We start from the raw sequence: 24,991 nt of genomic DNA, 5'->3' as shown, positions 1-24,991 counted from the left end.
TTATGCCTTCTTCCATGCAGCTGCCGTGATCCGCCTCTGGCGAAGGGTCTTGCGGGAAAGCGGTGTGGGTACCCGGTTCAGCGCAATGGATTCGCCCAGCAGATTGAAGCCGATCACGGCCAGAGTGAGCGCCAGTCCTGGGAGGATGACCTGACGCGGCGAAGACTCGAGATAGGGCAAGGCATCGACGAGCATCTGACCCCATTCCGGCGTTGGCGGCTGGATGCCCAGCCCAAGGAAACTCAGCGTTGCGATCGCCAAGGCCACTGCTCCCGCATCTGCCGTCGCGTAGACAAGAACGGCACCCAGCGTTGCGGGCAGCAGGTGATGGAAATAGATCCGGGCCGGACTTGCCCCGAGCACACGAAGGGACTCGATGTGCGGCCTGTTCATGACGTTGACCGCAACCGCCCGGCTGATGCGCGCGCTTCCCGGCCACCAGGCGAGTGCCAGCGCAAGGATCATGTTCCAGTAGCCGGTCCCGAAGATACCGATGACGGCCAGCGCCACGATAAGGCTGGGCATCGCCAGCCCGACATCGACGATCCGCATCAGGCCCTCTTCGACCCAGCCACGACGATAGCCCGCAACCGTGCCGATGGTGACGCCAACAGAAAGCGCCAGCACCAGGACAAGGGTCATGCCGACAACCGAGGTTCGCGCCGACAGGATCAGCCGGCTCAGTGTATCGCGGCCGACATGGTCGGTACCTAACCAGTGGGCGAAGGACGGTCCCATATGCGCCTGTAGCAGGTCTTGCGCATTAGGATCATGCGGTGTCAGCCATGGCGCGAAGATGCCGAGGAAGAGAAAGGTGCCGACAGCCCAGATCGCCAGTCGGGGCAGGCTCGAGGTGTAGGACAGGAATTCGCGAAGAAATTTCATGGTCAGCTTCCCTGACGCCGAAGCTTGGGATCGGTGAACATCATCCCGATGTCGACGAGGAGATTGAGGAGAATGAAGAACGATATGAAGACCAGCAGGCACGCCTGAACGACCATGAAGTCGCGGAACAGAACGCCCGACAGGAACAGGTCGGCAACGCCCTTGAGCGCGAACAGCGGCTCCACGACAACGGCGCCAACCACCATCGCACCCGTCTGGGCCCCCAGTGCGTTGATGTAGGTCGGTGCAATGTTAGGTAAGGCATGGCGGACAAGGATCGTCCGCCGCGTCAGACCCTTGGCAACCGCGGTCAGTGCAAAGGGCCGCGACATCGCCTCTTCCAAGCCGACACGCACTACACGGCTAAGAACTGCGGCCGGCAACAGTCCGATCGTCATCCAAGGCAGGATCCAGCTCGAAAGTCCGTCCGAGCCAAAGGTCGGCAGTAGCCGAAGCTGTACTGCCAACCCATAGATCAACAATGCCCCGACAAAGAACGATGGCATCGACGCGCCAAGCAAGGCGATGGTGCGGGTGGCAACATCGGCGAAACGACCGGGCCAAAGCGCGCCGGCAAAGCCAAGCACGAAGCTGAACAGCATCGCAAAGGTCGCACCGCCGGCCACGAGCGTAGCGGTGATTGGCAGGCGGCTGGACAAGGCCGGCCCGATATCCTCACCGGTCTTGTAGGAAATTCCGAGATTTCCCTGCAAAGCGCCGGTGAGCCAATGCGAATAGCGGGTTACGATTGGTTGGTTCAGACCCAGTTCAAGCTCGATCTTGTGGATGTCGGCAAAAGTGGCCTTGGGGGTGCGCAGCTCCGCGATCAGAACAGCGATGTTGCCCGGTGCAGACACCACCAAGGTGAAGCAGAGCAGCGTCGCAAGCACGAGCAGGACAAGGGAGTTGCGTAACCGGCGCGAGACGAGTGTAAGCATCGGATTTGCCCTACGCGCTCAAGGTGATGTTCTTGTAGGGAAGGTCGTACTCCGTTGACGGTGGCGTGAAGCCCTGGACCCGCGGAGCATGCGCCCAGATGATCGGTGCGTAAAACAGCGGTGAGATCGCGACCTCGTTATAGAGCCAGTCATAGACGGCCTGGGTGGCACCCTCGACATCGGCTTCCGACGCCGATGCAGCCGCCAGCACCAGGGGGTCGAGGTTCGCCGGGTCGAGGAACAGCTTGCCGTCGACGCCATTGTTGAACGTCGACAAGAACAGACCGACCAGCGTTCCGAACGGCTCGTAGGGCGCTCCCAAGGTGTAGAACAGCGCCATGTCGTATTTTCGCGCCGGGATGTCACTGTGGCGCGAGGCATGATCGACCGATCGTATCGTCAAGTCGATGCCAATTTCGCCAAGCTGCGACTGCAGGATTTCGCCGAGCGAGCGCGAGCCCGCCATCTGCTCTTCGGAGACCACCAGTTCCAGCGACAGCTTTTTGCCGTCCTTTTCGCGGATCCCCGAACCGCTCCAGCCTGCCGCCTCGAGCAACGCCTTGGCCGCCTCTACGTCGCGCCTGGCGACTTCAAAGCGCTTGCCGGCATGCGGAACATTGGCGGGAAACAGACTGCCCGCCGGCTCGGCCAGGCTCTGGTAGAGCACCTGGCCGATCGCCGCCCTGTCGAAGCCGATGTTGATCGCTTTGCGTACACGCACATCTTTCAGTGCTTCGTTCCGATCCGGATTGTAGGCGAGCACGATCGTCGTCGTTCCGGTCTCCACCGTGACGGGGATGCCGGCACTTTCCAGTGCTTTGGCTTCGGTGGCCTTGATGGGGGCGAGGTAGTCGCCCCCCGCCAGATCGATCTCGCCCGCCCTAAGTGCTGCCATGCGGCTGCGCGAATCCGGCAGGACCTTCAGTTCGATATGTTCGAAGCTTGGCAGATCGCCCCAGTAGCCATCAAACCGCTTGAAGGTGCTTTCGCTGTTCGACGCACTTTCCTGGATCCATGGGCCGGTTCCAACCGGCACTTGGTAGTTACCATCCTTGTCGACCGACTTCGGGCTGAGGAAGCGCGACGGCCGGACGTAGGAGAATTCGTAAAGCAACCCGAGCACCGGCTCCTTGAACTGCAGCTCGACCGTGTGCGCGTCGACGATCTTGTGGCCGGAATACAGCCGCGAGGAATTCATCCAGTTATTGGCAGGCTTGCCGATCCAGCGGTCCAGGTTCCACATCATGGCATCCGCATCCCAAGGCGTGCCGTCCTGGAAAGTCACGTTCTGCCGAAGCTTGACGCGCAGCAGCTTGCCATTGTCCTCGACGGCCCACTCGGTCGCGAGTGCGGGCTCGATCTTGCCATTCTTTCCGTAGCGCATGAGCGGTTCGAACATGAGATCCTGCACCGCCCACAGGCCGATATATTTGTGCGGATCGAGATTTCCTGCCGGCTTGGCGATCGCAACGATCAGGTCGCCAAGCGCCTTGGCCTCCTGGGCGTAGGCTGCAATTGTCGACGACATACCGCCGAATAAAGCCGGCGCAACCGCCAGGCCCTTGAGAAAAGTGCGTCTTGATGCGGTCATCCAAGTTCCCCTTGTGACATTTGTGGTGGTGTCGCTGCCCGGCTTGCGGCGGCGCGCAAGAGGGAGACACTCTTTTGTCTAGACAATAAAAACGTAACTCGTTTCTTTTGTCTATGCAATAGGATTTTTGGAGCTTCTGACGCTCGTACATGGGCTCAAGGGTGGAGGTGTTTCGTTGAGTTGGATCCAAGCTAAAGGCCCGTGACGCGATGAGACTCATCACGGCCGCGCAGGGGGTGCCAATTGAAACTGCGAGGAAATGCGCACCTCGCCCGCGCGCAGGTCGCGACGACAAATCTCATCAGTTTGGCACTGCCGGTGGCGTCCGCGTCGGTCCTCTGGCGTGCATTGAGTTGGCACCCCGCCCCCTGTGGGATTCTCGGTTTTGAGGAGTTAATTGATGGAACCAAATGGTGCCGCTGGCGCTTCCTGGCCTGAATAACCATAGGAGATTGAAATGGCTGGCTTGGGACGAATAGCGCTCGCAGCGTTGGGCATCCTTGCATATCAAAATCGCGATAAGCTGGCCGAAATTCTAAAGAAAGTCGGATCGCCTCCAAGCACGGACCCAAATAGTCCCCAAGCGGAAGGAACGGTGTTTGATCAAGTTCTGAAAGCGGGAAGTGGCGGGCTCGGCGATCTGCTGGACCGCTTAAGAAATGCAGGCTCGGAGGAAGCCGTCGATTCCTGGATGGGAAAGGGAGCAAATCAGCCCATCCAACCCAAGAATGTCGAAGCTGCAATCGATGAAGGGACGCTGGAATCGCTGGTCACACAAACTGGCATGTCCAGACAGGAAATTCTCGATCGCCTGGCCGTGGATCTCCCAAAGGTTGTGGATGAGCTTACACCGGAGGGCAAGTTGCCCGACGAACCCACACTACTGGATCCGGTCTCTCCATCTCATAGGCCGTAACTTATAAGGCTCGAAAATGGCTCCCTTTCTGGCCGCCCTCCGAAGGAGGGCTCGCCGCCTCTTCGCTTTTCGTGCAGATCAGGCAGACAATGTGCCGGCTTTCATTTTTAGTGTCACGATGCCTTCGCCGGCCCAGTCGGCATTGATGGACGGCCGAATTGGCCGGTCACGGTTCCGGTCTGTCGGGTAAACTCCTTGCCGTCGGAATGCGTCGACAAAACTGGAAACGTGAACAGAAAGAGCTTGTCTTCAAAACTGAATTTGCCGGATCGAGCAGGTCTGAGGAGCATGCGTTCGCCAGATAACTGCGCCAGCAGTTTCACTCCATCTGTGCGGCGATTGGCTAACGTTTCTTCGCCAGAAACCTGGCTTCCCGTAACAGCGATGACCAGTCGTAGCCGAGGGAAGCAATCAGGTGCCTGGCCTGTGTTTCGGTGATTTTGCCTTCTTTCATCAAACGCCGGATCATAAAGTCTTCAACGTTGGTGGGGTCAGCGGGTTCTTCAGCCATTTTCACACGTCCTTTGAGGGCCAACGAACGCTTTGCTATCAAGTTCCATCAAATACGCTTCGTCGCGAGTTCGTCGGACGATCTGATATCGGCGGGATGGCTTGATCCCATTGCGGCCAGGCACAATTCTGCGATTGCGCCTCTCACCGTTGGGGAGTGACGCATTGCAGACAACCACCAAAGCTGTCTGAAAATTTGGAGGCTATTCCTGCGGCCAATTCGTTGGCGTTGGCAGCACCCTGCACTTCGCTGACGGCTTGCGGCCAGCCGCCGATATTCGTCTCATCGCGTCTGTCTGGCGCGCTGAGACCTTCCCGAGAAGCAGTATGCCAAGCTGTGTATATTTGGCTAAGTAGTTCGGGTCGCTAAGCTATTCGACCTCAGGCAGCGTTGCGGCGCCATCAACGCGATCGTTAGACAACACTTCCTGGTTTGCCAGGCACGGGGGACTGATCGCGAGCCTGGCTTTCGGCTCTCTCAAGCTTCTTCTGCTCTAGCGCCAGCAAGCCTTCGATCACACGCCTTTGTTCAGGATTTGTCTCGCGCGCGAGCAAATCCTGAAAGTGGGCGATGTTGGCACGCGCAATAAGGTGTCCATGATATTCCTTGAGACATCCTAACCCCAACTCCGAGCCGATCAAAGCGATTTACGGCCAACGCAGGTCCGCTGCGGCAGGCTAGGTGAACCCCGTTAGGGCCAAACGGAATTTCGCACTGTCCGATATTGCGCCATTGATATCATAAGGAGAGGCAGTTCGTCATTTAGACCTTGGTAAGTCAGCTTCACCACCGAGAGCATCATTTCGCGAGTCTAGACCCAAATCACGAGGTTCAGTTCGAGATGCCGGGCCTGCGCAGTATCGAGATGATGAAGTGGCTGAGCCTGCGGAATGTGACCGCCCAAACTCGATCCCTGACGGTCTTTCGGCAGGCATTCTTATGCGCGGCAGCAAGGTACCTCGCCGGTGTAATTGACCTGCGTCAATGACGTCTTCCCCAATCTCTCCAAGACTAACGATATGTGGCAACCAATATCGACAGCCCCTTTTGATCGCGATTTGGAATTGTCCGTCATAGACCGGGACGGCGTTCATCCCTTGGTCTTTCCCTGCAGGCGTGTACTGGCGGCCTGGATCAAATCGGCCACAAAGGAAAGGCTGGATATTTCACCCACCCACTGGAGAATTTGGGATCCTGACAGCAAGGATCTTTAGCGGAGATGTTGGGCTTTATGTTTATTCTATGGGCACTTTTCCCTTATCAGCGTCTTCGGCTTGCATGAGCTTTTCCTTTTCCTTCGCGAGCGGATCGCCGCTTCATTGTCGGATCGTCAACGGGGCCTATTGCGATGCGCCCCCAGATCTACGGCATGCCCAGGAGTGTTGGCATGAAAGCCATGGTGCTCGGAAGGGTCGGTACTCCCTTGAAACTGGTCATCAAGCCCGATCCCATGCCCGGACCGGGTGACATAGGCTTGAAGGTCGAGGCATGCGCAGTCTGTCGGACCGATCTGCATGTCGTGGATGGTGATCTACGTCATCCAAAACTGCCTCTCATCCCAGGTCACGAAATCGTCGGCATCGTCGAAGCCGTTGGCAGGGACGTTGCGCGTTCCAGGATCGGCCGCCGTGTTGGCGTGCCTTGGCTTGGGCACACTTGCGGACAATGTCCCTATTGCATCGGAGGGAGTGAAAATCTTTGCGATCAGCCAGAGTTCACAGGTTATACCCGCGACGGCGGCTTCGCCAGCCATGTCATTGTTGACGCTCAATTCGCTTTCGACCTGGACCCCGATGCTAACCCAGTGTCGCTTGCGCCGCTGCTTTGCGCCGGCTTGATCGGCTGGCGGTGTCTGAAGAAAGCCGGTGGCGGCAAGCGGCTTGGGATTTATGGCTTCGGCGCTGCTGCGCACATCATCGCCCAGATCGCGATCTGGCAAGCTCGCGAGGTCTTTGCCTTCACCAGGGCCGGTGACGAGCAGGCCCAGGAATTCGCGCGATCGCTCGGTGCGTTCTGGGCTGGCGGGTCGGATGAACTACCACCAAAGCCGCTTGATGCCGCAATCATCTTCGCACCCGTCGGAGACTTGGTGCCGAGAGCATTTGGGGCCGTGCGCAAAGGTGGCCGGGTGGTCTGCGGCGGCATCTATATGAGTGACATTCCTGCGATGGCCTACGAGCTACTCTGGGAAGAGCGTGAGCTGGTGTCGGTCGCAAATCTGACGCGGCGCGACGCGCAAGAGTTCTTTCCCATTGCCAAGCGCGCGCAGGTTCTCACCCATACCAAGGTCTGCCCGCTGGAACAGGCCAATCAGGCGTTAGACGATTTGCGACAAGGAAGATTGAGTGGCGCTGCCGTCCTGGTGCCGTGATTGACAGTCGACGAAAATTATCTGGCTTTCTCTCCCAATCGGATGCCGGCTGATCTTAGGGATTGCGGATTGATTACAACTGGACGAGTAGGTGGGAATGTCGCCTACTATGATGTTCTCGACCAATGCCAACCAAGAAAGAAACGCCAGTCAGGCCGCATGTCTCGTAAGGGCAATGGCCGCTTCGTTACTTGCGTTCACTGGTAACATCAAGATCCGAGCGGCGGAAACAAGTCGGGCACCGGCCGGGGCAATACCGACTGCAACGCCTCAGTCCGCCTCAGCTCAGGGATGAGCGACTGGCTGAAAACGTTTTGCTGGGCTATGCGATCATCTGGAAGCCGAAGGTTAAGCGGCCTTCGTGTGGGTGATCAGCGGCCGTTCCAGTTTCGCGCGTACAGGTCAATGTCGCTCATCTGCGGCGTGTAAATCAGCCTGGCAGCCCGAGGACCGCGACAACGTCTTCCCGCGTCATGGTCATCGCTTGACTCCATCGATACGCCAGCGGACTACATCTGCTTTGGACGCAGCGCTTTCCAGCGGCCCCGGCGTTCGAATCCACCACCACGCCGTCACATGTCGACTCGATTGGTTGCCCCTTGACGTGGCGCAAATCGCTTCCCAACTCATAATTCGTCGGCCGCTGTAAAGGGCCGGCACGGTCAGGGAGCGCCAGGCTTCTTGGCGCACCCTCGTACCTATGTTGCTCAAAGGAGGATGTAGCTATGAGAACAAGTATGGATTTCTCCCCGTTCTACAGGTCGAGCATCGGCTTTGACCGGATTTTCGACCTCCTTGAAAGATCCAGTTCACCGCAGGCCGACAACTGGCCGCCCTATGACATCGTCAAGCTCGGTGAAGACACCTATCGTATCGCGCTAGCAGTGGCTGGGTTCGCAGAAGACGAGCTTTCGATCACCCATGAGCCGAACCTGCTCGTCATCAACGGCTCGAAGCCAGAAAATGGCGAGGTTTCGTATCTCCACCATGGACTGGCGATGAGGACCTTTGACCGTCGTTTCGAACTCGCCGACCATGTCAGCGTCATGGGCGCCAAGCTCGAGAACGGCCTGCTGATCATCGACCTCCAGAAGGAATTTCCCGAGGAGATGAAGCCGCGACGGATCGCGATTAACGCCGACGCTGACAAGAAGTCTGCGTCGAAGCGGATCGAAGCGACCGCAGCCGCATGATCCAGTATGGACGGTCAGTGCGACACCCCATCTAGGGTGGGGTGTCGTCGCGAAAGACGAAAGGAGACGACAATGAGTGTACGTGACCTGATCCCATGGAACCGTGGCAACAACCAGGCCCCGACGATCAATCGCAGTGAGGACATGGATCCGTTCATGTCGCTGCATCGCAACGTCAATCGGCTGTTTGACGAGGTGTTCCGGGACTTTGACACACCGTCGGTTCTTGGCCGCATGACGCCTCGCAATGGCACCTGGCCAAGCGTCGAATTCTCGGAGAACGACAAGGAAATCCGGGTGGTCGCGGAAATGCCCGGGCTTGACGAGAACGATGTCGAGGTTCTGCTTGAAGACGGTGTTCTCACACTTCGCGGCGAGAAGAAATCGGAAACCGAAGACAAGGATCGTCAGTTCAGCGAACGCTATTACGGGCGTTTCGAGCGGCGCCTTGCTCTTGGCCGCGAAGTCGAGGAGGACAAGGTTGAGGCGGCATTCAAGAACGGCGTCCTCACCGTGACGCTGCCCAAGACGGAAAGGGCGCAGGCGAACGCCAAGCGCATCGCGATCAATACCACTAAGTGATCGCTAACTCGCTGGTCGAGCGCCGACGGGCACCCGGCCGGCGTCTTTCAAGACATGCGTCACGACCCGCACGCCCATGCGCAATGATTGGTTCGACGATGTCTGTAGGTTCAACGCGCTATGAACTAGCTTCTCGGCGGCTGTCATTCTTCCCGCCAGACTGGAATGCGCTGGACCCTGATGGCAACAAGCCTGCGGATCTTCTTTCCGACCATCTCTCTGGAGCCTGAGAAAACGCGCTCGACCCTGAGGAACCCATGGCCGCCGGGGACACTCTCACACTTCATCCGGCCCGAAAGTGAATCGACGTCGACGTCGCCGAACAGCTGGATCAGGTCCGTCGGGTAATAGACGTGAGCTCGCTTGCAATAGGCGCACCGAACCTCGACCAGATCGCGGGCATCGTTCAGCTTCGACAGTGGAAAGGGCGTGGCTCGGTTCGGCTGCGGCATGAGAACGAAATAGGAACAAACTCCTTGCGGAGTCAATTCACATCAAGCTAACGTATGGGCATCAGCGCTGGAGGTCCTTGCTTCACAGCTCGCAAATCGGCTTTGAACCAGCGTCTCCCGTCCGCGAGCTTGCCGTGGCGGTTGATGGTCTTGATGCCTCCCGATCGACTGATCCAGTGCCGGCTGAAGGGGAAGACTTGGCCGGCACTTTTGTCTACGCAGGCTTCAGCGCCTTCTGGCTGCGCCAGCGCAGGAAGCCGACAAGGCCCGCAATGCAAAGCGTGCCGACAATCATCAGGAAGGCCGCAGCCGCCACTGCCGGGCTGATGTTCTCGCGGATGCTGGCAAACATCTGCCGGGCCAGCGTGCGCTGGTTGGGACCGGCGACGAACAGTGTCAGCACCACCTCGTCGAGCGAGGTGGCGAAGGCGAACACCGCCCCCGTCAGCATGCCGGGCATGATGATAGGCATAGTTACGCGCCGGAACACCCGCGTCGGCGAAGCCCCCAGACTGGCCGCCGCCCGCTCCAGCCACGGGTCCATGGCATTGAGAGATCCCGACACGCTGACAAGCACGAAGGGGATGCACAGCACTGCGTGGGCCACGATGACGCCGAGGTAGGAATTGGCGAGCCCGAGCCGGCCGTAAAGCATCTGCATGCCGACGCCAAGCACCACTGCCGGCACCACCATCGGCATCAGGAAGGTGGTGCGGATAGCACTGGCGAAGGGGAGCTGGCTGCTGCGCAGCCCGAGTGCCGCCAGCGTGCCCAGCACGGTGGAGACAATGGTCGCGCCGGAGCCGATGATCAGGCTGTTGACGATCGAGCGCCGCCACATGTCGTTGCTTTGCAACTCGCCGAACCAGCGCGAAGAGAAGGATTCAATAGGGTAGTTAAGGAATACGCTGGAGTTGAAGGCGAGCGGCAGGATGGCGACGATTGGCGCCAGCAGGAAGAACACGACGGCGACGCCGAACACGATCTGGGCAGTGCGCAGGATCGGACTGGTCTGGCCGCTCATGTCGCCACCATCGTCGGTGAGCGAGAAAGTCTGCCATAGACAAGATAGAGCACCGTTGTGACGACAAGCAGGATAAGGCCGAGCGCCCCGGCCATGCCCCAATTGGCCGTGCCTGTGGCGAAGAAGGCGATGACCGAGCTGATCATCTGGTCGTTGGCGCCGCCGACAAGTGCCGGCGTGATGTAATAACCGAGCGCCACCATGAACACGAGCAGCGAGCCGGACATGAGACCGGGGAAAGCGAGTGGCAACAGCACATACCGGAATGCCTTGAGTCGCGACGCACCGAGCGAGGCCGCTGCCGGCATCAGGTTCGCCGGGATGGTCAGCAGGCCACTGTAGATCGGCAGCACCATGAACGGCAAAAGCACGTGCGTCATGGCGATGATGACGCCGGTGCGGTTAAAGATCAGCGGCAGCGGTTCGCTGATCAAGCCGATTGTCTTGAGCGCGTCGTTGATCAGGCCTTCGTTCTGCAACAGGATGAACCAGGCTGCTGTGCGCACCAGAAGTGACGTCCACAGCGGCAACAGCACCGCGATCAATAGTATCGCGCGCACCCACCCCTTGCTCGCCGCGGCGATCAGCGCATAGGGTAGCCCGATCGCCGCGCACAACAGCGTCACAGACGCGGCGATGAGGAAGGTTCGCAGCATGATCTGACGGTTGGCCGACGTGCTGGCATCGAGCCGCGCGACATCGCCGCTGGCGTCGCGTTCAAGGTCGACAGCGGCGAGCAGATAGCGGTCGGTGTAGAGCGGCATGGCGCGTTTCATCGCCAGCCAGTATTTGGCATCGCCCCAGCGTGGGTCGATGGCAACGAGGTCGAGGGCCTGGCCTTCGGCTGCGCCTTTGGCAGCACTTGCGGTGCGCGACATCAGCGAGCGGAAACCCGAAAGCTCGCTGTTCAGCCGCCGCACTGCGTCGCCGAAGGCGAGTGAGTCGACCGGCATGCGCAGGTCGGTCACCAATGCCGCCGACATTTCCGCGTTTGGCGGGCTAGCCCCATCCCATTCCGCCAACACCGTGGCCGTTTGCGGCAGCACGCCGCGCACCGTACCGTCAGTGACCGAAGCCATCATCATCGTTGCCAGGGGCCAGACGAAGAACACCAGCAAGAACGCCATCAGCGGTGTGATCAGTCCCAGCGCCGTCAGTCTTGCGCGCGTTGCCGACGACATCATGGCGCGATCACCGTGCATTCGTCGGGGTCGAAGGTAGCGAACGCCTCTGCGCCGACGGCCCAGGCGCGGGCCGTGCGCTCAAGCTTTGCGACCATCTCGACGCCGCTGCCGACGAGCCGCACGCGGAGATGGTCGCCCTGGTAGACGGTGTCGAGCACCTTGACCGGTATGGCGTTCGCCGCGTTTGAAGTCTCGGCGAGCCGCACCCGTTCGGGGCGTACGCTTACAAGTGCCCCAGCACCGCTGGCAAACTCCGATGTCAGGTTGGCCTCCACCATCGGGCCTGCATCGAGCCTGATCTTCGCTCGCTCGCCGTCGCGTGCCTCCACCTTGCCGGCAAACATGTTGGTCTCGCCGATGAACTCGGCGACGAAGCGTGTCTCCGGGCGGTCGTAGATCGCCTCGGGCGATGCCAATTGCTCGATCCGGCCGGCATTGAACACGGCGATGCGGTTGGACATCGTCAGGGCTTCGCCCTGGTCATGCGTGACGAAGACGATGGTTAGCCCCAACCGCCGGTGCAGCTCGCGCAGTTCGAACTGCATGTGCTCGCGCAACTGCTTGTCGAGCGCGCCAAGTGGCTCGTCCATCAACACTACGCTCGGCTCGAACACCAGCGCGCGGGTCAATGCCACGCGTTGCTGTTGCCCGCCTGAAAGCTGCGCCGGCTTGCGATCCTTGATGTGCGTGAGTTGCACCATGTCGATGGCGCGTGCGACTCGCTCGGCGGCCTCCGCCTTCGGCATGCCGCGCATGATCAGCGGAAAGGCGACATTCTCCGCCACCGTCATATGCGGAAACAGTGCGTAGTTCTGAAACACCACGCCCATATTGCGCCGATGCGCCGGCAAATGGTCGATGCGTTGGCCTTGGAGTTTGATCGCCCCACTGGTCTGCTCGACGAAGCCAGCGAGCATCATAAGGATCGTCGTCTTGCCCGAGCCGGACGGGCCTAGCAGGCTCAGGAATTCGCCCTGTGCGATCTCCAGATCGAGCTCGTCGACCACCTTGAACGAGCCGAAGGATTTGGAGATGCGTTCGAGATTGATGAAAGCCGACAAATGTCCCTCGCAGCAGGCGTTGACCCCTCCCTCGGCGATGCCGGGGAGGCACAAAGGGAACCCGCAACCCACGGGCTCCCTTTCGTGTTGATGTCCTTACTGCGCCAGCCAGGCGTTGAACCGGCTGGTCAGCTCTTCGACGTTGTCGACCCAGAATGCACCATCGAGCGCGACCGCGTCCACCAGATTGGTCTCGGCCGTCGGCAGGTCGGCGGCGAGGTTGGCAGGCACTGCCGCCGCCGCCTCCTTCTGCGGCAGGCCATAAGCGATGTATTCCGGCAGCTTGGACTGGTTTTCTGGCGCACTGGCAAAGGCGATGAAGTTCATCGCATCGTCCTTGTTGGGGCTGTTGCGCAGCACCACCCAGCTGTCGATGGCGTAGATGCTGCCCGGCCAGACCACCTTGAAGTGCTTGCCTTCGGTCTTGTTTATGCCCGAGATGCGGCCGTTATAAGCGGTCGTCATCACCACTTCGCCGGAGGCGAGTAGCTGCAGCGGCTGGGCACCTGCTTCCCACCAGACCACGTCCTTCTTAATCTCGTCGAGCTTCTTGAAGGCACGGTCGACGCCTTCCGGCGTGCGCAGCACTGTGTAAACATCCGCCGGCTTCACACCGTCGGCCATCAATGCGAATTCGAGCGAGTACTTCGGCCCGCGGCGTAGGCCACGCTTGCCTGGGAATTTCTCGGTGTCCCAGAAATCGGCCCAGGAGGTTGGCACCGTGTCCTTCAGCTTATCTCCGTCATAGCTCAGCATGGTCGACCAGACGATGGCGCCGACGCCACAGTCATGCGCGCCCGCCGCCAGAAACTTGTCCCTGCCGCCGAGTTTGTCCCAGTCGATCTTTTCGTAGAAGCCGTCTGTGCAGCCGAGCTCAAGTTCTTCCGTTTCGACCTGCACCACATCCCAATTGGGCTCGCCGGCCTTCACTTTGGCAGCGATCACGCCAATGCCGCCGTCCCAGCTTTCGTCGAGCACCGGCTTGCCTAGCTTCTGGGCATAGGGTTCGAAATAGATCTTCTTCTGCGCGTCCTGGTAGTTGCCGCCCCAGGAAACGACGGTCAGATCGCGTGCCGACGCCGCACCCGCTACGAGCGAAAGTGCCATGCCCGCCGCACCGATCGTGCTGATTGTCCTTTTGAAAGTCATGTTCTTATCCTTTTTCCACCTCTGGACCGGATAACAAGAGCACAACTGAGGTGAGGGCAACAGGCCTGATGCCGTTGGGTAAGGCGCTGGTCGATATATCGACCGAATCTTGGCCGCCGACACCTCTTAGTAAGTTGGTGGCGTTACTGCGCTGATGATCTGGCTCGGCTCGTCGCTGGCATTGCGGAAGCGATGCGGCGAACGGCTGTCGAAATAGTAACCGTCGCCGGGCATGAGCACTCGGCTTTCGCTGCCTACGGTAATCTCCACTGCTCCGGTCATGACAAAGCCCGCTTCCTGGGCTTGGTGGCTGAAAGCCTCGCCGGTATCGGCGCCCGGTGCATAGGTCTCATGCAGCATCAATAAGGTGCGGTTCGGGAAGTTCACACCTAACATGCGGTAGGAGATCGAGTCGTGGTTGCCAATCTCAATGCAATCCCGCGCCGAATAGAATGGCGATGACGGCACCACCGAGGTGATGCCGGAGAAGAACCCCGGCAAGGTCGTGCCGAGTGCATCGAGGATAGCGCTCAGTGTGTCGACCGACGGGCTGATGCGGTCGCGCTCGATCAGCGAGATGGTGGAATGCGAGATCCCCGAGCGTGTCGCCAGCTCCCTGATGCCGAGATGGCGTCGACGGCGCAGCTCGCGCAGATGTTCCCCGATTTGCGACATGGCAGCTCCTTTGGGTCGGGATGGTAGCATCGACCGGTTAGAATACTAGACGATCGCCCGCAGTCCGATTGTGTCGAGGGTCGCCGTCCCTCACTCTCGACATGAAACCGCAGTCATCCGGAACAGAACCATGCAGCTTCCATCCGAAATCGCCGCCCGCATCCATCATCTCAAGGCTCCGAGCCCCACCGCCGTGGCCGATGCCGGCGAGATCGAGCAAACGGTGAAAAGCGTGCTTGCCGGTGTGCGCGAGCGCGGCGACGAGGCTTTGCGTGAGTACAGCCGCACCTTCGACCGCGCCGAGGTCGCGCACTTCGAGGTCTCCATGGCCGAGCGGGAGGCGGCTGTGGCAGCACTTGATCCGCAGACCGCTGCCGATACACGTTTTGCCATCGAGCGTGTGCGCGCCTTCGCCGTAGCGCAACTGGCGACCATGCTCCCGCTCGAGGTCGAACCCCTGCCGGGCCTGCATCTAGGCCATCGTGTCATACCAATCGCCCGCATTGGTGCCTATGTGCCTGGAGGACGCTATCCGCTGCTGTCGGCGCCCGTCATGACCATCGTGCCAGCGAAGGTGGCTGGCTGCGACGAGGTCATCGCTTGCCTGCCGCCGAACGCGCATCAGTCGATGATCGCTGGATGTCACCTCTCCGGAGCGGACCGCATATTCCGCGTTGGCGGTGCCCAGGCGATCGCCGCCATGGCCTACGGCACCGAGACCATTCCTGCCGTCGACAAGATCGTTGGCCCCGGCAATGCCTACGTCAACGAAGCCAAGCGCCAGGTTTTCGGGTCGGTCGGCATCGACCAACTCGCCGGGCCGAGCGAGATCTTTATCGTCGCCGACGCCTCGGGCGACGCTGCCATGATCGCCACCGACCTCTTGGCGCAGGCCGAGCACGATGTGCGTACGCGTGTCGGCTTGATCACCACCGATCCGAAACTGGCTCAGGACACGCTGATGGAGGTCGAACGTCAACTCGCAGGTCTATCAACCGCCAATGTCGCAGCACCCGCCTGGCGCGACTACGGCCAGATCGTCGTCTGTGATGACGAGGCGGCGATGTTGGGCTATTCCGATTTCATCGCCGCCGAGCACCTGCAGATCCACACCATCGACCCGCATGCCACAGCCAAGCGGTTGCGTAATTACGGCTCGCTGTTCATAGGCACCATGGCGAGCGTCGTCTATTCCGACAAATGCTGCGGCACTAACCACACTTTGCCGACCATGGGCGCCGGGCGCTACACCGGCGGCCTCTGGGTTGGCTCCTACGTCAAAGTCTGCACCCATCAGTGGCTGGAGCGCTCCGGCGTCGAGGCCGTCGCACCGGCGGCGATCCGCCAGAGCGCCAGCGAGGGGCTGGAAGGGCATCGTCGCGCCGCCGCTCTGCGCATGGAGCGCATGCAGCTTGGTTGAAGGTTCCCGGATGGCAAACGGGAGCATTGCGTCCCCTTCGATGCGGCCGCGAGACGGGATGATCAAAGCCGAGATCGGGGCGGCCGGCCGAGCGTCAGCCGCTCGGCTTCGCGGCTATTGAAAGCCCGGACATCCTTCCCCTGTCAGAGAACCGAAAGTGCTTGAGCCGGTCACCGCTCTCGGCGTCTTTGACCTGTTGAGACACAGCCATCCAGCCTCAGGCATCAGTACTGAGCCGTTGCCAGTCGTGCTCTCGCACTGCCGCAACAAAAGCCGTGGCAGCAGGTGAATGCGAGCGATCGGCCACCGATACCAACGACACCTCGCGTATGACTTCAGGGTCGACAACGGGCCTATAGCAGACCCCTGGATGGCCGGTGGAATACTCCGCGATGAAGCAGATGCCCATGCCAGCAGCAATCATCGCCAAGATCCAGTCCTCGCGCTCGCTGCGAAAGGCGCTTTGAATATCGAAGCCGATGTTTCGGCAAAGCCCGTCTATATGATCGCCGTACTCGCAGTTGATGCGCTCCAGATAGGTCTCACCCTGGACGTCGCTAAGATGAAGCGTGTTGCGCATCTCAAACGGATGGCCGGTCGAAAAGGCCAGGCCGAAGCTCTCGCGGTAGACGCATTCCGCCTTCAGCCCGTGGTCGAACGGCTCAGGCCTCGCCAAAAGAGCAATATCCAGCGCGCCTTCTTTCAAAAGGTCGGTCAGATCGTTCGCTGTGCCTTCGATCACTGTCACTTCGATGCCCGGATGACGATTGCGAAAGTCGTTGAGGAAGCTGACGAAGCGTAGCGGGCCGATCGTGCACATGACGCCCAGTGTCAGTGCCGCGGCTTCCAGGGACAGGAAGCTTCTTGCCGTCCTTTTCGCCGTTTCGGAGCGCTGGAACACCTCGTCCAGGTGGGTCCGCATCAGGCAGCCGAAATCGGTCAGCCGGACCCGGGTCTTTTCCCGATGAAATAGATAACCCCCGAGTTCGGCTTCCAGCTTTTGGATTGCCCGCGTCAGCGCTGGCTGGCCGACATGAACGAGTTCGGCGGCGCGATGAAAGTTAAGCGTGTGGGAAGCGGCGAGGAAATAACGGATCTCGTGCATCTCCATGATGAGCCTCCGCGATGTGCCGTCTGCATCGTTTCGATGACAATTTGGCATTATCGACCGCCCGTGCGTTCAAGTAAACTTCAACAGCTGCCGCAATTTGGACGTTGCCAAGCCGATCGATGTTGCCTGGTCAGCATGACGGCCAGTGGCGGCAAGGATCGAGCTCGAAGGGAGATTCGATGACGGACGCTGGTCAGGCAAAACTGGACGCATTCCTGGGAAAGATGGTCGGCGATCTCGGGGCGATCGCCACTGGCGCAGGCGTACTGCTTGGCGACAGGCTTGGCCTGTTCAAGACCTTGCGTGAGGGCGGAAAGATGACGGCGAGCGAGCTTGCCAAGGGCACCGGTACCCAAGAGCGCTTGGTCAGGGAATGGCTGTCTGGACAGGCGGCTGCCGGCTATATCGACTATGACGAGGGCACCGACCGCTTCTATCTCAACGCCGAGCAGGAACTTGTTTTCGCTGACGAGGACAGCCCAGCCTTCATGGCGGGTGCATTCGAGGTTCTGTCGACGCTCTGGCTCGATGAGGAGAAGGTCCGCAACGCGTTCAAGTCTGGCAAGGGCGTTGCCTGGCATGAGCACAGTGCTTGCCTGTTTCGCGGCACGGAGCGGTTCTTCCGTCCAGGCTACAATGCCAATCTGATCGACTCCTGGCTCCCTGCTCTCGACGGTATCGTGGCAAAACTCGAGCGCGGCGCCGAGGTCGCGGATGTAGGGTGCGGCCACGGTGCGTCAACTGTGCTGATGGCGCGGGCTTTTCCGAATTCTCGCTTTACCGGTTTCGACTATCACGAGCCTTCGATTGAGCGTGCAAGAAAGGCCGCCGAGGAGGCAGGCGTCAGCGCCAACACGCGCTTTGAAGTCGCAGCCGCCAAGACCTTTCCAGGCACCTACGACTTCGTTGCGTTCTTTGACTGCCTTCACGACATGGGCGACCCGGCCGGTGCCGCCAAACACGTTCATGATGCCCTGAGACCCGACGGCACCTGGATGATCGTTGAACCGTTCGCGCATGATCACCTGAGCGCCAACCTCAATCCCGTGGGGCGCGTCTATTATGCCGCCTCCACCTTTGTGTGCACGCCGGCCTCACTGTCGCAGGAAGTAGGGTTCGGGCTTGGAGCCCAGGCCGGCGAAGCGCGGCTGCGCAAAGTCGTGACCAGTGGCGGTTTCAAGCGCTTCCGCCGCGCAACGGAGACGCCGTTCAACATGGTTTTGGAAGCTCGTCCCTAGCCCATGACTGCGAACCAATGGAGGAAGCTATGACTGCCTACAACATCGTTCGTTTCCGCACTAAGCCAGGTAAGGAACAGGCCTTCGTGGAAGCGCATGAGAAAATTTCGCTGAACGCCAAGGGCTTTCGCAAGGGAGCCTTGATCAAGACGAGTGAGCGCACGTTCTGCATGCTCGGCGAGTGGGCCGACATGGATAGTCTCGCTGCAGCGCGGCCATCGATGATAGGCCTTCTCGACACTTTTCGCGACACGCTCGAGGATCTCGGCGGCGACCTCGGCGTGACGGACCCAGTGTCGGGGACGGTTGTCGCGGAAATCAACTGACGATAGGCGCCATCGCTGAGGTGGCTGACGCCAGGCACGACTACGCTTGCGTGGTTGCTTGCTAACGCGCATCATTCAACCCGACGCCATGCCGGAACAGCCTCCGAACTGACTGACTGTTGGAAAGTGTTCGGGCGTCCGTGGTGCGCCCATCGCTCAATCGAAGGGCGTTGCCGAGCGCCTGGGCGAACAGTTTGGAGCGATACGCCGAGCCGTTGTCGGTCATCACCCGTTCAACCTTGGCGCCCAGCCTGGCGTACCAGGCCAGTGCTCGGTTGAGGATCCCGGTGGCATCTTCCCGGCCCAGGCTTGGCAGCAGTTCGACATAGGCGAGGCGCGAGACATCGTCGATGGCGACGTGCACGTGTTCGTAGCCGATGCCTCGGGAGCGATGATGCCCCTGGTGCTGGCCCGTGATCCGGTGGCCAACGCCGTCGATGCGGCCCAGGGTCTTGATGTCGACATGGATCAGTTCGCCCGGTCGTTGCCGTTGGTAGCGCAGCACCGGGGAGCCGGGGATCGAGCCAGGCCAGCCGGTGCAGCCCCAGCCGGCGCAGCACAAGGCCCACCGTCGAGCGCGCCAGGCCCAAGGACCGCACAATCGCCGGCCCGGTCATGCGCTGGCGCCGCAACTGCTCGATCCGCGACACCTGCATGGCTGCCAGCCGATGCCGGCAGCGGTGCGGCGCTGAGCTGCGATCGTGCAGAGCACGGTCGCCGGCCCGAGCGGCCGAGCCAGCAATAGTAGGTCCGTTTCGAAACCTCGGCCGAACCGGCAGCACGCCGCACGCTCCAGCCCTGTTCAATTCGTTGCACCAAAAGCACTCGACCTCACGGCCTCAGACGCGCATTCTTATGGGAGTTGATTCAGGGAGTGAAGGTTGGTTGGCTTCGCAACCCCGGCTTCTCAGTCCCTCCTCGAATGAACAACCTTCATAGCCTCGACAATTAGCGCACATAATGCGGGTCAGAGTAGACCCGGAAAGTTCGCAGAGCGATCTGGAAGTCGAGAGCCGGGCCGATATTGTGCACATAGTACAAGTCGTAAGATAGCTTGGCCTGCGTCTCTCTCAAATCCGAAGCGTAGCCGTAATACACCTGCGCGCATCCAGTGAGGCCAGGGACGACAGTGTGCCTGAGATCATAGTCCGAAAGGGACGAGCGGTATGCCGCAACAAGTTGCGGTTGCTCAGGCCGAGGCCCAATGAGGGTCATCTCGCCCTTCAGGATGTTCCACAATTGCGGCAGCTCATCGAAATGCGACCTGCGCAGGAATCGACCGAGGGGCGTTACTCGAGGGTCATCTTTTGATGTAGCCTCACCGCCGCTGGACGATCGCGGATTCATGGTGCGCAGCTTGTACATCTTGAAGACGCGGCCTCCCAGCCCTGTCCGATCCTGGACGAAGAACACTGGGCGTCCCATCTTGAGGAATATTGCGAGGCAACAAGCGCCGATCACCAGAAGGGCTGCAGGGGCACCCAGAATGACGACGACAATATCAATGGCCCGCTTAGCCCAATAATAGTCAAGTCTGACACGCCGGGGAAACAGAAGCTGATTTTGACCGGCGAGCAAATTAGGAATTTGCACTCTCATGAGTCTTCCCCAACATGCGCCAATGGTAATGTCTACTTCAAAACTCGGCGCAAATTCGTTCCAACCCGCTCCCCTCCCAGGAGGTCGTCGCGCCTACACTAGAATTCGAGGCGAAAAAAGAGTCAATTTAATCAAAAGGATTACAGTTGCCGCATGCACTAGCTCGCACGGTCGGTGCGGGGCCTGCATTACCTGAATTGAGATTCAGGCGGCTTGAGATTCAGACGGCCGGAGTGTTGGATGCTGAATGATCGCTTACACGACGCCGGGTCGTCGAGCGAAGACGTCGGTCCCTAACATTCAGATACAGCCCTGCAATGAGGGCAAGCAGAGCACCACCAAATGGCGCCGCGAGAAACGCATAAACGAAGCCGTAGAACGGGGCGAGGAGCATCAGCGTAGCTACTTCACCGACAATCGCAAAGATGAGTATGTAAATCATTGCGGGCCGTCCGGTCACCGTAGATGGTGGATCATCACGATCCAATGAGCCGAGCACTGGCGTATATGCGAACTTTGCATTGCCTTATAAGACGCAACTGATGGTCGATTTTATAATAGTCGGTAAAAAGCAGAGCTGCCAGACGAAATCCTCGGCAGAGTTGTACTTTCCCCCGAAACTTTGGTGCAAGGAATGGTGCTTTACGTAAGCGCGCTGTGCAAATCTCAGCTTGGCGGGGCACAAACTGCGGTTGTATCATTGACCGGGACGCACCAAAATACTGAGGACTGCACAATTCCGTTCCGCTTATTCCAATTGCGATAGGAATGAGGCTGTCCCACGTCGGTGAGGTAAAGAGATCGCAACCGGTTGCGGTGATCGAAAGCGAAAGTCGACAGCTTCAGTTGGCTGAGGACCAATAGCGGGCTACCCGGCGCGAACAAGCGTCGTGGCGGAACCTTACCCGATCATTTCAGCGACACCAGGCACGTCAGGGGGCGAGCACAATTGGACCGCCAAGCTTCCGCCAGACCAGATAGGTAATAGCGCCCGCAACGATGCCCAGGCTCGAGGCTGTAAAATCTAAGATCGAAGGCTGACGCTCGGGAAGGAAAAACTGTGCAATCTCAATGCCACCGGCTGCCAGGGCGAGGAACAGTGCCGGTTGTGGGGGAGCCCAAATTATGAAAGCCGTTGTGGAGGCAACGAAGAAAGCAATCACGTGTATGACGAGATCGTTGATCCCCATCAAGCCTTGAAGTTGTGTCTGCGCCTGTTCTCCGAGCAGGGCGAACCACAAGATGGCGGATAGCTCGCAGACAAATAGCCCAATGAGTAACCACCGCGCCGCCCGCACCTGAGTGGGCCAGAGGTCTTTCATACGCAAATCCCGCTGAGGACCTGAGCCTCGTCACGATCAAAGCTGTCGCGCTGAGCGCGGAGCGCACGACCTTGTCGTCTCTTTGCCGACTTGTCGCATTCAGTCGCGAGACCAGCGGGAACTTGCAAGCGCATCCCTCTTTGGGGGCCATCCAAGTGTTCTGGAGAAGGCCGTGGCATGGAATGCCAAGTGAACTCTTTTTACCGCGCTCCGGTCAATATAGCCCATTGGATCGACAGACATTGGCCTTTAATGGTGGGGGAGGCATGCGTTCTTCCAGCTGTCAGCCGATTAGTCCGCCTGCGTCGGAAACGATATGGATTTGCAAAACGCGCTGGGGCATTCTGAGAGATCAGAACTCTTCGAGAGCGCCTGTGGCCAAGACCGGCTTGAACCAGGCCCGCAGCCAATCGCGGCTCAGGGTCGAGATGGTACTTCCAACTCTTGAATTGGGAGGCATGGAGACCATTACTTGCAACCTGGCCGTGGAGCTTGCAAGGCGGGACCATGTCGTCGGCGTTACATGTCTGCAGAGCGAAGACGGCCCGCTCGCACAAAAGCTCCGTGACGCCGCAATCGAGACTACGTTGGTGTCGTGTCCTGGGGTAAGATCAAACTTCCTTCCAGATCCTCTCCTGAAATCGCACTTCGCAAGGCGTTCGCCTGACGTGGTCCACACCCATAATGGCGTTTGGAACAAGGCGGCAGTGGCGGCCCGAGCCGCCAAGGTTCCAGCCGTCGTCAACACGCTGCATGGTTTTGCCTTGGGTGAGCCGCGGTACTACGATGGACTGCGGTGGTGGGCGTCTCGCTACACCGACCATATAGCAGCTGTATCCGAGCCCTTGAGGCACCACCTCATTGCCTCGACCAAAGTACCGCCTGCCAAAATACGGGTACTGCCCAACGGCATAGATACCGTCCGTTTTGCTCCTGGGACGGCGGCAGGCAGTTTGCGACGCCGGCTGGGCATTTCAGGCACAGCCCCATTGGTCGGGTGCATCGCACGGCTGGATCCTGTGAAGAACCACAGCGGCTTGATTACTGCTTTTGCGAGAGTTTCAACATTATGCCCGGATGCACATCTCGCCATTATCGGCGACGGTCCACTCCGGCGAGACCTCGAAAATCAAGCTCGCGTCACAGGACTAGGCGACATCATTCACTTCATCGGAGAAATCGCCGACACCTCAGCTCTTTACCGTGATCTCGACGTCTTCGCTCTTTCATCTCTCTGTGAAGGGACGTCAGTCAGCATCCTCGAGGCATTGGCCTCGGGTACACCGGTCGTCGCAACCAATGTAGGTGGCAATTGCGCGCTGCTTGACAGCGGCCGATGCGGTCTCCTCGTCCCTTCGGGCGACACTCATGCGCTGGCTGAGGCGATAGCTTCCATCTTGTTGAATGCAGCTCTGGGTGAGAGGCTGGCAGCAGATGGACGCGCCTGGACTACGGAGAACTTCTCTCTGGAGGCGATGGTAGGGAAGTACGAGCGTTTGTATCATGATCTTGTGAGATAGCATCTCTTTTGCAGCTCCAACGCTGGGGTCAAACATGTGTGGCATTGCGGGCGGCATAGCCCTGACGGCGGACCGCAGGCCCGATCCTGCGGTGGTTTCTGCAATGTCGGCCCGCATTGCCCATCGGGGCCCCGATGGCTCTGGGCTGTGGACGTCTCCATCGGGTCGAGCCGTTTTTGCTCATCGAAGGCTCGCGGTGATCGACACGAGTGACGGTGGTCGTCAGCCGATGGTCGATGAGACATTGCGGGTTGGAATTGTTTTCAACGGTGAAATCTACAACTACCTCGAACTCCGGGAGGATCTTGCAAGCCAGGGGGTTCATTGCAAAAGCAAATCGGACACCGAAGTGCTTATGCAAATTATGTCGCGCAAGGAGGAGAACGGTCTTGATTGTTTAAGAGGAATGTTTGCGTTCGCCTTATGGAACGACCTGACCGGCACTGCCATCCTCGCCCGGGATCGGATTGGAAAGAAGCCGCTTTTTTACACGATTTCCAATGATTGCATGTATTTCTGTTCGTCGCTTGACGCTCTCAGACGAGAGGCCCCAGTCGACACCGGTATCAACCTTGAGGCGTTGGATCTCTATCTCTCACTCGGCTACATCCCCGCTCCATTCACGATCTACAAGGGCATCTCCCGACTGCCTGCGGCAAGCTTTGCAAAAGCACATGGGGGAGCCGTCCAGGTTCACAGGTATTGGGATCTCGCCAAATCTGGCGAGCCCTATCAGGGCACTTATGAGGATGCAAAAGACGAACTCGAGGAGAGACTGGAGCAGGCCGTTGCCATTCGGCTCCGAAGCGATGTTCCCATCGGCGTCTTTCTGAGCGGGGGCGTCGATTCAAGCCTGATCACGGCACTCTGCATCCGACAATCGAAGTCGAAGATTCAGACATTTTGCGTTGGGTTCAAGAGATCAGCCTTTGACGAAAGCGCATCGGCTATTTCAGTGGCGCGTCACCTAGGCGCATCACACCACACTCTTGAGGCACACGCGAGCCTGCTCGACATCATGCCGGAAATGAGCAGCCATTTTGGCGAGCCCTATGCCGACGCCTCCGCTTTGGCACTCTCGGCGATTGCAAGGATGGCTCGTCCCCACATTACCGTAGCGCTTGGCGGGGATGGTGGAGACGAAGGTTTCGCAGGCTACGAGTGGTATGCCAACGCGAGCCGGCTGACCCAATTGAGTTCCAAGATGCCTCAGGTTGCGACGAGCACCGGCGCCAGAATGGCGAGACTTGCGTCAAACTGGTCTTCAAATCGCAGGATAGGCCAGGCCTCGAGAGCTCTTGCGGTTCTCGAGCTGCCCCCCGCGAACGGGTTCGCTGCTCTGCGATCATTCGTTAGCGAGGCGGATGCTGACTTCCTGTATGCAGGCGACCTTCTCGAACATCGGCGCATGCACACTGCAGCAGCCCAACTGCTTTCCGGTTGCTATTCAAGGGCCGAAGGCAGTGCGCTCCGTAAGATGCGGTTCACCGACATCGAGACTTACCTCGCCGACGATCTGGGGCCGAAGATCGACGTGGCAACGATGGCGCACGGCCTCGAAGCGCGAGCTCCCCTTCTTGATCAGGATGTCATGAAGTTTGCCCTATCTCTTCCGGACCACTTTCTGATGGATGGTTTCGGCGGCAAGCGGATATTGCGGGATCTTTTGGCCCGGCATCTTCCTCCTGAGTTGTTCATGCGGCCAAAGCGGGGGTTTTCGTTGCCGTTGGCGCACTGGCTCACGACAACCTTGGCACCAAAGATAGCTGCCCTCGAAACGAGCCCGGCGCTCCTGGATCTTGGTGTTTTGAAACCTTTGGGGGTTCGCCGTCTGTTCAGAGAACATCAAAGTGGGGTTCGCGATCACACGCAGCGCCTGTTCAGCATACTCCAGTTGGACACCTGGCTGTCGCTTCATTGATT

Annotated in this window: 25 protein-coding genes; 9 read left to right on the top strand and 16 right to left on the bottom strand. The window is 59.4% G+C overall.

What is annotated here, in order from left to right:
* Genes DY201_RS25545 through DY201_RS25535 form a run of 3 tightly spaced genes read right to left on the bottom strand, consistent with a single transcriptional unit; the run spans position 1 to position 3,414 of the window.
* Complete coding sequence (locus DY201_RS25545; RefSeq protein WP_115734131.1) at positions 1-885, bottom strand: ABC transporter permease; 885 nt, start codon at positions 883-885, stop codon at positions 1-3.
* 2 nt (positions 886-887) lie between these two features.
* Positions 888-1,823, bottom strand: coding sequence for an ABC transporter permease (locus DY201_RS25540; RefSeq protein WP_115734130.1), 936 nt, complete (start codon positions 1,821-1,823; stop codon positions 888-890).
* A gap of 10 nt (positions 1,824-1,833) precedes the next feature.
* On the bottom strand, positions 1,834-3,414 hold the full coding sequence (locus DY201_RS25535; RefSeq protein ID WP_115734129.1) for an ABC transporter substrate-binding protein: 1,581 nt from the start codon (positions 3,412-3,414) through the stop codon (positions 1,834-1,836).
* A gap of 457 nt (positions 3,415-3,871) precedes the next feature.
* Here DY201_RS25535 and DY201_RS25530 point away from each other — a divergent pair, with 457 nt between their 5' ends.
* Positions 3,872-4,330: a YidB family protein gene (locus DY201_RS25530; protein WP_115734128.1), complete on the top strand. Its 459-nt coding sequence runs from the start codon at positions 3,872-3,874 to the stop codon at positions 4,328-4,330.
* Positions 4,331-4,443: 113 nt separating this feature from the next.
* On the opposite strand, the gene DY201_RS28830 is transcribed toward DY201_RS25530, so the two are convergent.
* On the bottom strand, positions 4,444-4,653 hold the full coding sequence (locus DY201_RS28830) for a hypothetical protein (protein ID WP_131922512.1): 210 nt from the start codon (positions 4,651-4,653) through the stop codon (positions 4,444-4,446).
* Positions 4,654-4,673: 20 nt separating this feature from the next.
* A complete protein-coding gene (locus tag DY201_RS29200; protein ID WP_165916133.1) occupies positions 4,674-4,841 on the bottom strand; it encodes a hypothetical protein in 168 nt (55 codons plus the stop codon).
* Positions 4,842-6,228: 1,387 nt separating this feature from the next.
* Between DY201_RS29200 and DY201_RS25515 the strand changes: the two genes are divergently transcribed.
* From DY201_RS25515 to DY201_RS25500, 3 genes are all read left to right on the top strand, one after another.
* Positions 6,229-7,212 carry a zinc-dependent alcohol dehydrogenase family protein gene (locus DY201_RS25515; RefSeq protein ID WP_115734314.1) on the top strand — a complete coding sequence of 328 codons (984 nt, stop codon included), beginning with the start codon at positions 6,229-6,231 and terminating at the stop codon, positions 7,210-7,212.
* A gap of 725 nt (positions 7,213-7,937) precedes the next feature.
* Positions 7,938-8,405: an Hsp20 family protein gene (locus tag DY201_RS25505; protein ID WP_115734125.1), complete on the top strand. Its 468-nt coding sequence runs from the start codon at positions 7,938-7,940 to the stop codon at positions 8,403-8,405.
* A 72-nt stretch (positions 8,406-8,477) separates the two neighbouring features.
* Complete coding sequence (locus tag DY201_RS25500; RefSeq protein WP_115734124.1) at positions 8,478-8,987, top strand: Hsp20/alpha crystallin family protein; 510 nt, start codon at positions 8,478-8,480, stop codon at positions 8,985-8,987.
* A gap of 666 nt (positions 8,988-9,653) precedes the next feature.
* Here DY201_RS25500 and DY201_RS25490 read toward each other — a convergent pair.
* The 5 genes from DY201_RS25490 to DY201_RS25470 all read right to left on the bottom strand — a co-directional run bounded on the left by DY201_RS25490 (position 9,654) and on the right by DY201_RS25470 (position 14,532).
* The gene (locus DY201_RS25490; RefSeq protein ID WP_115734122.1) at positions 9,654-10,463 is read right to left on the bottom strand and encodes an ABC transporter permease; all 810 of its coding nucleotides are present in this window, start codon (positions 10,461-10,463) and stop codon (positions 9,654-9,656) included.
* Positions 10,460-11,647, bottom strand: a complete 1,188-nt coding sequence (locus DY201_RS25485; RefSeq protein WP_425358764.1) for an ABC transporter permease — start codon at positions 11,645-11,647, stop codon at positions 10,460-10,462. Before DY201_RS25485 ends, DY201_RS25490 begins: the two co-directional genes overlap by 4 nt.
* The gene (locus tag DY201_RS25480) at positions 11,644-12,708 is read right to left on the bottom strand and encodes an ABC transporter ATP-binding protein (protein WP_115734121.1); all 1,065 of its coding nucleotides are present in this window, start codon (positions 12,706-12,708) and stop codon (positions 11,644-11,646) included. The genes DY201_RS25485 and DY201_RS25480 overlap by 4 nt, the downstream gene beginning before the upstream one ends.
* A gap of 96 nt (positions 12,709-12,804) precedes the next feature.
* The gene (locus tag DY201_RS25475) at positions 12,805-13,815 is read right to left on the bottom strand and encodes an ABC transporter substrate-binding protein (RefSeq protein WP_172582965.1); all 1,011 of its coding nucleotides are present in this window, start codon (positions 13,813-13,815) and stop codon (positions 12,805-12,807) included.
* Between the two features lie 168 nt (positions 13,816-13,983).
* Positions 13,984-14,532 (bottom strand): cupin domain-containing protein, encoded by a 549-nt coding sequence (locus DY201_RS25470; protein WP_115734119.1) that lies wholly within the window; start codon positions 14,530-14,532, stop codon positions 13,984-13,986.
* 130 nt (positions 14,533-14,662) lie between these two features.
* Between DY201_RS25470 and hisD the strand changes: the two genes are divergently transcribed.
* Positions 14,663-15,952 carry a histidinol dehydrogenase gene (gene hisD / locus DY201_RS25465; protein WP_115734118.1) on the top strand — a complete coding sequence of 430 codons (1,290 nt, stop codon included), beginning with the start codon at positions 14,663-14,665 and terminating at the stop codon, positions 15,950-15,952.
* A gap of 217 nt (positions 15,953-16,169) precedes the next feature.
* On the opposite strand, the gene DY201_RS25460 is transcribed toward hisD, so the two are convergent.
* Positions 16,170-17,063 (bottom strand): LysR family transcriptional regulator, encoded by an 894-nt coding sequence (locus DY201_RS25460; RefSeq protein WP_115734117.1) that lies wholly within the window; start codon positions 17,061-17,063, stop codon positions 16,170-16,172.
* 179 nt (positions 17,064-17,242) lie between these two features.
* Between DY201_RS25460 and DY201_RS25455 the strand changes: the two genes are divergently transcribed.
* Both DY201_RS25455 and DY201_RS25450 read left to right on the top strand, forming a co-directional pair.
* The gene (locus DY201_RS25455; RefSeq protein ID WP_115734116.1) at positions 17,243-18,301 is read left to right on the top strand and encodes a class I SAM-dependent methyltransferase; all 1,059 of its coding nucleotides are present in this window, start codon (positions 17,243-17,245) and stop codon (positions 18,299-18,301) included.
* Between the two features lie 29 nt (positions 18,302-18,330).
* Complete coding sequence (locus DY201_RS25450; protein ID WP_115734312.1) at positions 18,331-18,627, top strand: antibiotic biosynthesis monooxygenase; 297 nt, start codon at positions 18,331-18,333, stop codon at positions 18,625-18,627.
* Positions 18,628-18,688: 61 nt separating this feature from the next.
* Here DY201_RS25450 and DY201_RS25445 read toward each other — a convergent pair whose 3' ends face one another.
* The 5 genes from DY201_RS25445 to DY201_RS25430 form a co-directional block, all read right to left on the bottom strand.
* A complete protein-coding gene (locus DY201_RS25445) occupies positions 18,689-19,132 on the bottom strand; it encodes a DDE-type integrase/transposase/recombinase (RefSeq protein WP_165916132.1) in 444 nt (147 codons plus the stop codon).
* Complete coding sequence (locus DY201_RS29880; protein ID WP_115734114.1) at positions 19,096-19,452, bottom strand: hypothetical protein; 357 nt, start codon at positions 19,450-19,452, stop codon at positions 19,096-19,098. The genes DY201_RS25445 and DY201_RS29880 overlap by 37 nt, the downstream gene beginning before the upstream one ends.
* Positions 19,453-19,575: 123 nt before the next feature.
* Positions 19,576-20,226, bottom strand: coding sequence for a sugar transferase (locus DY201_RS25435; protein WP_115734113.1), 651 nt, complete (start codon positions 20,224-20,226; stop codon positions 19,576-19,578).
* A gap of 220 nt (positions 20,227-20,446) precedes the next feature.
* Positions 20,447-20,668 carry a hypothetical protein gene (locus tag DY201_RS28825; RefSeq protein WP_131922510.1) on the bottom strand — a complete coding sequence of 74 codons (222 nt, stop codon included), beginning with the start codon at positions 20,666-20,668 and terminating at the stop codon, positions 20,447-20,449.
* A 490-nt stretch (positions 20,669-21,158) separates the two neighbouring features.
* Complete coding sequence (locus tag DY201_RS25430) at positions 21,159-21,548, bottom strand: VanZ family protein (protein ID WP_115734112.1); 390 nt, start codon at positions 21,546-21,548, stop codon at positions 21,159-21,161.
* A 374-nt stretch (positions 21,549-21,922) separates the two neighbouring features.
* On the opposite strand from DY201_RS25430, the gene DY201_RS25425 reads away from it, so the two are divergent.
* Positions 21,923-23,068: a glycosyltransferase gene (locus tag DY201_RS25425; protein ID WP_165916130.1), complete on the top strand. Its 1,146-nt coding sequence runs from the start codon at positions 21,923-21,925 to the stop codon at positions 23,066-23,068.
* Positions 23,069-23,102: 34 nt separating this feature from the next.
* The gene (asnB, locus tag DY201_RS25420) at positions 23,103-24,989 is read left to right on the top strand and encodes an asparagine synthase (glutamine-hydrolyzing) (RefSeq protein WP_115734110.1); all 1,887 of its coding nucleotides are present in this window, start codon (positions 23,103-23,105) and stop codon (positions 24,987-24,989) included.
* Positions 24,990-24,991 lie beyond the last annotated feature (2 nt).

Origin of the sequence: Aminobacter aminovorans (assembly GCF_900445235.1) — a bacterium.
GTDB classification, from domain to species: Bacteria; Pseudomonadota; Alphaproteobacteria; order Rhizobiales; family Rhizobiaceae; genus Aminobacter; species Aminobacter aminovorans.
Note: the sequence above shows the minus strand (reverse complement) of the source record. Positions and strands in the feature narration are given on the sequence as shown.